The following is a 6,381-nucleotide window of genomic DNA, read 5'->3' on the forward strand; positions in this document are numbered from 1 at the left end:
CGCATCCGCCTATAAGGCTCAGACCGACGTCTCCGGCGTGCCGCTCATCTTAGGCGTGCCCTGCCCGCCCAGCGGCCGCTCCTCCATCAGCGCCAGGAACCCGAAGGCCGCAAGCAGGCCCAGGCAGGCGGCCGCGAACACGTACCGGAAGGTCAGGGCGAGCTGCGCCGGGTCGGCGCCGCGGATCAGGCTCTCCACGTCATGGCCCCCGGCTCCGCCCGCGACGCCGCCGAGCACGATCGTGCCGAACGCCGCCACGATCAGCGCACCGCCCAGGGACCGGAAGAAATTCATCGCCGCGGTGGCGATGCCGAGCTGGTGGCGGGCCACGGCGTTCTGGATCGCGATGGTCGACAGCGGCAGGATCGTCCCGATCCCCATGGAGAGCAGCGCGAACAGCACCTCCATCAGCCAGAAGGGTAGCGCCCGCCCCTGCCACGCGATGACGGCGCAGCAGGCAAGGCTGATGCTCATCATGGCAAGCGGCAGGCGCTTGTAATGCCGAAAATAGATCATCGAACGGCCCGACAGGGTCGCGCCCGTCACGGTACCGACCATCAGCGGCACCAGCGCGACGCCGGACTCGCTTGCCGAGAGGCCGATCACCCCTTCGAGGAAGATCGGCACGTAGATGGTCAGCCCGATGAAGGTGCCCATGGCGAAGCAGGCCGACAGTGTCGCGCTGTAGACCACTTGGTTGCGTAGCACTTCGGTGGGGATCAGCGGCTCCGCCGCCGTGGCGAGTCTGGCTGCGAAGCCGCCGCAGAGCACCAGGGCCAGGGCGAGGAGGCCCAGCACCGGTGCCGAGCCCCAGGGATAGCGCACGCCGCCCCAGCTCAGCGCGAGCAGCAGGGTGATCGAGCCCGCGACCATCAAAGCGGCCCCGGGCCAGTCGAGCCGATGCCGGCGGTCGTGACGCGGCAGCCGCTTCAGGTTGGCGTTGGTCAGCACGAAGGCGAGGACGCCGATCGGCAGATTGATCCAGAAGATCAGCGACCAGTGGAGGTGCTGGGCGAAGAACCCCCCGAGCAGCGGCCCCGCCACCGAGGCCGTCACGAACACCCCCGCGATGATAACCTGATAGCGCGCCCGCTCCTTGGGAGACATGATGTCGGCCAGGATGATCTGGGCGAGCGCAATCAGCCCGCCGCCGCCGATGCCCTGGAGGCCCCGGGCCAGCGCCAGCGTCACCATCGTGGGGGCCAGCGCGCAGGCGAGCGATCCGATCACGAAGGTCGCGATGGCGATCAGCAGCATGATCCGCCGGCCGTGGATGTCGGAGAGCTTGCCGTAGAGCGGCGTCACCGCCGTGGAGGCCAGCAGGTAGGCGGTGACGATCCAGGGGAGGTTGGCGGCGTCGCCCAAAGCCAGCCCGATGGTCGGCATGGCGGTCGCCACGATGGTCTGGTCCAGGGCCGCGAGCAGCATCGCAGTCATCAGGCCGTAGACGATCGCGCGGATTTCAGCCTGGCCGAGCTGGGCCTGCGCGGCGGGGATGCTCGGGGTCCCAGTGATGGCGACGGGGCTGGCCACGTATCTGAGTCTCTGCGGTTCGGGGTGCGGGCGGCCGAGCCTGGCGCGTCGATCGCGGCAGCTTCGGGGACGGGGGAGAATTTTTTTCTGCAGGTCTGGGTTCCGTCATAAAGGAGCCGCTTGCGCGGCGAGTCCGGTGCCGGATCCCAGATCAGGTTCCGCTGACGCGTCACCTGTCCGAGACAGGGGCGGTCAGGAGGAAACGCTGCCTTTTCCCGGGCGCATGCAGCGCCAGCGGAATGCGACCCGAGAGCCAGCACAGGACTTGCCGCGAAGCGGCTCGGCCTCAGTCCACCGACGGCAGCCACCCTTGACAGGACCGGCCCGCCTGCCGCTCTCCCGACGGATGCCGCAGGATAGGGACGAGATCGCCATCGTGGGCGGCGGGCCGGCCGGGCTCGCTGCGGCCGAGGTGCTGGGCGAGGCTGGCTGCGCCGTCACGGTCTACGAGCGGATGCCCTCCGTCGCCCGCAAGCTGCTGATCGCCGGGCGGGGCGGCCTCAACATCACCCACAGCGAGGCGCGGGCGGACTTCCTCGGCCGCTACCATCCGCAAGGGTATCTCGACGCCGCCATCGCGGCCTTCCCGCCCGAGGCCCTGCGGGACTGGTGCGCGGACCTCGGCGAGCCGACCTTTGTCGGATCGAGCGGGCGCGTCTTTCCGCAGAGCTTCAAGGCCTCGCCCTTGCTGCGGGGCTGGCTCGCGCGGCTCGACCGCCTCGGCGTCCGGATCCGGACCCGGCACCGGCTCACGGCCCTGGACGCGGCGCTGACGATCGAGGCCCCGGACGGCTCCCTCGAAATCCGGCCCCGGGCGGCCCTGCTGGCACTCGGCGGCGCGAGCTGGCCGCGCCTCGGCTCGGACGGGCGCTGGGTGCCGCTCCTCGAAGGGCTCGGCGTGGCGGTGTCGCCCCTGCGCCCGGCCAATGTGGGTTTCGCGGTGGCGTGGTCCGACCTGTTCCGGGACCGGTTTTCCGGGGCGCCGCTGAAGCGGATCGCTCTCGCCTGCGACGGCGCCAGGACGCGCGGCGAGGCCGTGGTCACGCAAACCGGTCTCGAGGGCGGGGCGGTCTATGCCCTGTCCCGCACCCTACGCGAGGCGATCGCCGCCCGAGGGAGCGCCAAACTCGTTATCGACCTGCGCCCTGACCTGACCCGGGACGCCCTCGCCCGCCGCCTGTCCGGCGCCCGGCCGGGCGACTCGACCGCGACCCGTCTGCGGAAGGCCGCGGGGCTCCCGCTAGTGGCGGCGGGCCTTCTGCGCGAGGCGGCCGGCGCCGCCCTCCCGGCCGATCCCGGGATGCTCGCCGGGCTGATCAAGGCCGCGCCGCTGACTCTCACCGCCCCGGCGCCGATCGAGCGGGCGATCTCGACGGCGGGCGGAGTCCGGCTCGACGCCATCGACGGGCGATCGATGCTGCGCGCCCGTCCCGGCCTGTTCCTGGCCGGCGAGATGCTGGACTGGGAGGCACCCACCGGTGGCTACCTGCTCCAGGGCTCCATCGCGGGGGGCCGGGCGGCGGCCGCCGGGATGCTCGAGTGGCTGGCCGAGACCGGCGGCTGAGCCCGGCGACCTACGGCCGCGTGCAGAAGCCCACGATCCCCGCGGCCTCCGCCGGGCAGGAAGCGCCCTCCCCGTCATAGACCGGCGTGCCGACCTTGAGGCAATGGGCGGTCACCAGCGTCTCCCCGCCCTCGCAGGTCACGGTGCAGCCGCCTGCGCAGTCGGATTTGCGCACCGGCCGCAGGACGGCGGTGGCGCCGGCCTCACCCCGCGCTCCTGTCCCGCCCGGCGTTCCGGACAGACCTCTCGGCCCCGGAGCGCCCTGGAGGCCGGAAATCCCTGTCTCGCCCGGTTCGCCCTTCGGGCCGGGTGCGCCCTGCGGACCAGCCGGACCCTGGGGACCGGCTTCGCCCCGGGGACCCATCTCGCCCTTGGGCCCCATCTCACCCTGGGGACCTTGATCGCCCTTGGTACCTGCTTCGCCTTTGGCGCCCGTCTCACCGGGTGGCCCTGCGGCGCCCTGAGGGCCGGGCGGGCCCGGCGGTCCCTCGGGGGCGCAGTTCGCCACCACCGCCTCGCGCTCGTCCGGTTCGGATTTAAGCGTCACCACGCAGGTCGCGGGCCGGTAGGGCACCCGGAAGACGAACCGGCCCCGTCGGTCGGCCTGGATCGAGATGTCGTCGTCCAGCACCACGATGGCGCCGGGCTTGCGCACCGAGCCCGAGACCCGTAGGTCGCCGGCCTCGATGCGGGCGTCGTAGACCATGATCGGCTGGCTCGGCGTCTGCGGCGCCCGGGCCTGTCGTCGCGGTGCGGGGACGCCTTGGCCCCCCGGATCCGCCGGCTGCTGGGCCAAAGCCGCCCCCGACAGGGCGAGCAGGAGCGTGAGGGCGAGGGCTGGGCGCATGCGCGGTCCGTATCGGCCGCGTCAGGCACGCGGCAGCCGCCTTGTGGGCTCGCCCTGCGATTGCGGTCAACCGGGGCCGTTGAATCCGGTGGCAGCGGCTGACTCCACAGGCGTCCACACCTGTCCACAGGCCAAGCTGCTGCTCTGACGCGAGATTCAGGAGCCCCGCCGAAACCGTTTGTGCATGTTCTTGTTATGTTCTTATCGTCGGGCATGACTGGAGCCGACGGAGATGGGGCTGGACCCTGCGGACGAGACCGAGCGGGACCCCGCACGCGGCTTACGGCAGGCCCGGCTGGCCGCCCTGCGGGCGCGGCTCGCGCCGCCAGACGGTGGCCGGAATCCGCGCCCGGTCCTGCCGCTCGGCCTGCACGCCCTCGATGCTCACCTGCCCGGCGGCGGCCTCGTGCTCGGGCCACCCCACGAGATTGCGCCGGCGACGCCCGCGGACACGATCGCGGCCCTTGGCTTCGCCCTGGCGCTCTGTGCCCGTCACCTCGCCGGGCAGCCCGGCGCGACGCTGATCGTGGCCGCGCCGGGCCAGCCCCTACCCTACGGCCACGGCCTTGCCGGCCTCGGCCTCGATCCCACCCGGCTGCTCCTGCTGGAGGCCGGCAGCGATGCGGAGGTCTTTCGCGCGCTGGAAGCGGCCCTGCACGCCCGTGCGCTTACGGCCCTCATCGGCCTGCTGCGGGCCGGGATGCCGCTGAAGCCGGGCCGGCGCCTGCAGCTTGCCGCGGAAGGCTCTGCCCCGCCGCTCCTGCTGCTCCTGCGGCCCGCGGAATCCGGGATGCCCAACGGGGCCGCCACCCGCTGGCTGATCGCCGCCGCGCCCGCATCCCGGGACCGGTTCGGCACCCTCGACAAGCCGCGCTGGCGGGCGCGACTCGAACGCTGCCGCAACGGGCGCGGCGGCGACTGGCTTCTGGAGTGGGACCATGCCGCGCATCGTCTGCATCTGCTTGAGTCACTGGCCGGTGACGCGGCTGCGGCGGGCCGGTCTCGCGCCTGAGGGCGGCCCGCTGGCGGTGGCGGCCGAGGGGCCGGGCGGCCTGCGGCTCGTGGCCCTTGATCCGAAGGCCCTCGCCCTCGGCCTGCGGCCCGGCGAGCCCCTCGGCCGGGTCCGGGCGCGGATCGGCGTACCGCTTCAAGTCTACCCCGCCGACCGGGATGCCGACCGGGACGCCCTGATCCGCCTCTGCCGCTGGGCTTACCGCTACGCGCCCCTCGTGGCGCCGTTCGGGCCGGCCGAGGCCTCGGACGGGCTCTACATCGACGTCGCCGGTGCGAGCCACCTGTGCGGCGGCGAGGCGAACCTCGTCGACGACCTCGCCGGACGCCTCGCGCGGTCGAAGATCCCGGCGCGGATCGCGCTGGCCGACACGCCCGGCGGCGCCTTCGCGCTGGCCCGCCACGGCGCGACCGACCGGATCATCGTACCGCCGGGCGGGGCCGCCGAGGCGTTGCGATCCCTGCCCGTGGAAGGCTTGCGGCTCGATCCCGGCACGGTCTCGGGCCTCAGGCGGCTCGGCCTGCGCCGGATCGGTGAACTCGACGCCCTGTCCCGAGGTTCGCTCGCCCGGCGCTTCGGTGCGGCGCTGCTGCTGCGCCTGGATCAGGCCCTGGCGCGCCGGCCCGAGCCGCTGACACCCCTGACGGAGGCAGCCGACTACGCCGCCGCCCGTGGCTTCCTCGACCCGATCGGCCGGCAATCGGACATCGTCCGGACCGCCCGTGACCTGATGGCGGAACTCGCGCCCCGGCTGGAGCGGGACGGGCGCGGCGCCTGCGCGGTGCGTCTCGCCCTCCATCGGGTCGACGGCGCGGTCCGCGATCTCGATCTCGGCCTGTCCCGCCCCGAGCGCGATCCCGAGCGGGTCGCGGCCCTGGTCTCCCTGCGCCTCGACCGGCTGGGGGCTGCCCTCGATGCGGGTTTCGGCTTTGAGACGGTGACGCTGGCCGTGACGGTGACGGGCGCCATGCCGGCCCGCCAGACGGATCTCGGCACGGCATCCGCGGGCGACGGGGTTGGGTTCCTGGCCGACGCCCTGGCGCAGCGGCTCGGGCGGGCGCTGCTGCGGTTCGAACCGCGGGCGAGCCATCTGCCGGAGCGGGCTGACGGGGGTGTTGGTTGGGTGGCCGGAGAGGGGCACGGATCGGTGCCGAGTTTGGGTCTTGGCCAGACACAGGCGCCACCCCCTCCCCCCCCTGCGGGGGAGGGTAGTCGCCCGCGCTTGCTTGCCGCGTCGAGAGCCGCTGCCGCGGAAGACGGGTGGAGTCAACACCGGAGCTAGTGTCGCTCCGGAGTAGGTCGGCGGCCCGCTTGCGCTTTGAAGAGAGCAACACCATCCCCCCGAGAGGGGGAAGGTATATCGCCTTGACATACGTCTCCAGCCAGTACCCGATGGCACAAAGAGTGATCATGGTAACACTCGAT

5 protein-coding genes are annotated in these 6,381 nt (G+C 72.9%); 3 read left to right on the forward strand and 2 right to left on the reverse strand.

Going from position 1 to position 6,381, the window contains the following annotated elements:
• Window positions 1-18: 18 nt before the first annotated feature.
• Window positions 19-1,533 (reverse strand): MDR family MFS transporter, encoded by a 1,515-nt coding sequence (locus MKK84_RS28240; protein WP_243925348.1) that lies wholly within the window; start codon window positions 1,531-1,533, stop codon window positions 19-21.
• Window positions 1,534-1,879: 346 nt separating this feature from the next.
• Here MKK84_RS28240 and MKK84_RS28245 point away from each other — a divergent pair, with 346 nt between their 5' ends.
• Window positions 1,880-3,097 (forward strand): TIGR03862 family flavoprotein, encoded by a 1,218-nt coding sequence (locus MKK84_RS28245; protein ID WP_243925353.1) that lies wholly within the window; start codon window positions 1,880-1,882, stop codon window positions 3,095-3,097.
• Between the two features lie 10 nt (window positions 3,098-3,107).
• Here the strand turns inward: MKK84_RS28245 and MKK84_RS28250 are convergent, their stop codons facing one another.
• Complete coding sequence (locus MKK84_RS28250; RefSeq protein ID WP_243925349.1) at window positions 3,108-3,944, reverse strand: collagen-like protein; 837 nt, start codon at window positions 3,942-3,944, stop codon at window positions 3,108-3,110.
• A gap of 232 nt (window positions 3,945-4,176) precedes the next feature.
• On the opposite strand from MKK84_RS28250, the gene MKK84_RS28255 reads away from it, so the two are divergent.
• Window positions 4,177-4,956, forward strand: coding sequence for an ImuA family protein (locus tag MKK84_RS28255; protein WP_243925350.1), 780 nt, complete (start codon window positions 4,177-4,179; stop codon window positions 4,954-4,956).
• A complete protein-coding gene (locus MKK84_RS28260) occupies window positions 4,883-6,238 on the forward strand; it encodes a Y-family DNA polymerase (protein ID WP_243925351.1) in 1,356 nt (451 codons plus the stop codon). Before MKK84_RS28255 ends, MKK84_RS28260 begins: the two co-directional genes overlap by 74 nt.
• Window positions 6,239-6,381 lie beyond the last annotated feature (143 nt).

The sequence above is a fragment of the Methylobacterium sp. E-065 genome (assembly GCF_022829605.1).
Taxonomy (GTDB): Bacteria; Pseudomonadota; Alphaproteobacteria; order Rhizobiales; family Beijerinckiaceae; genus Methylobacterium.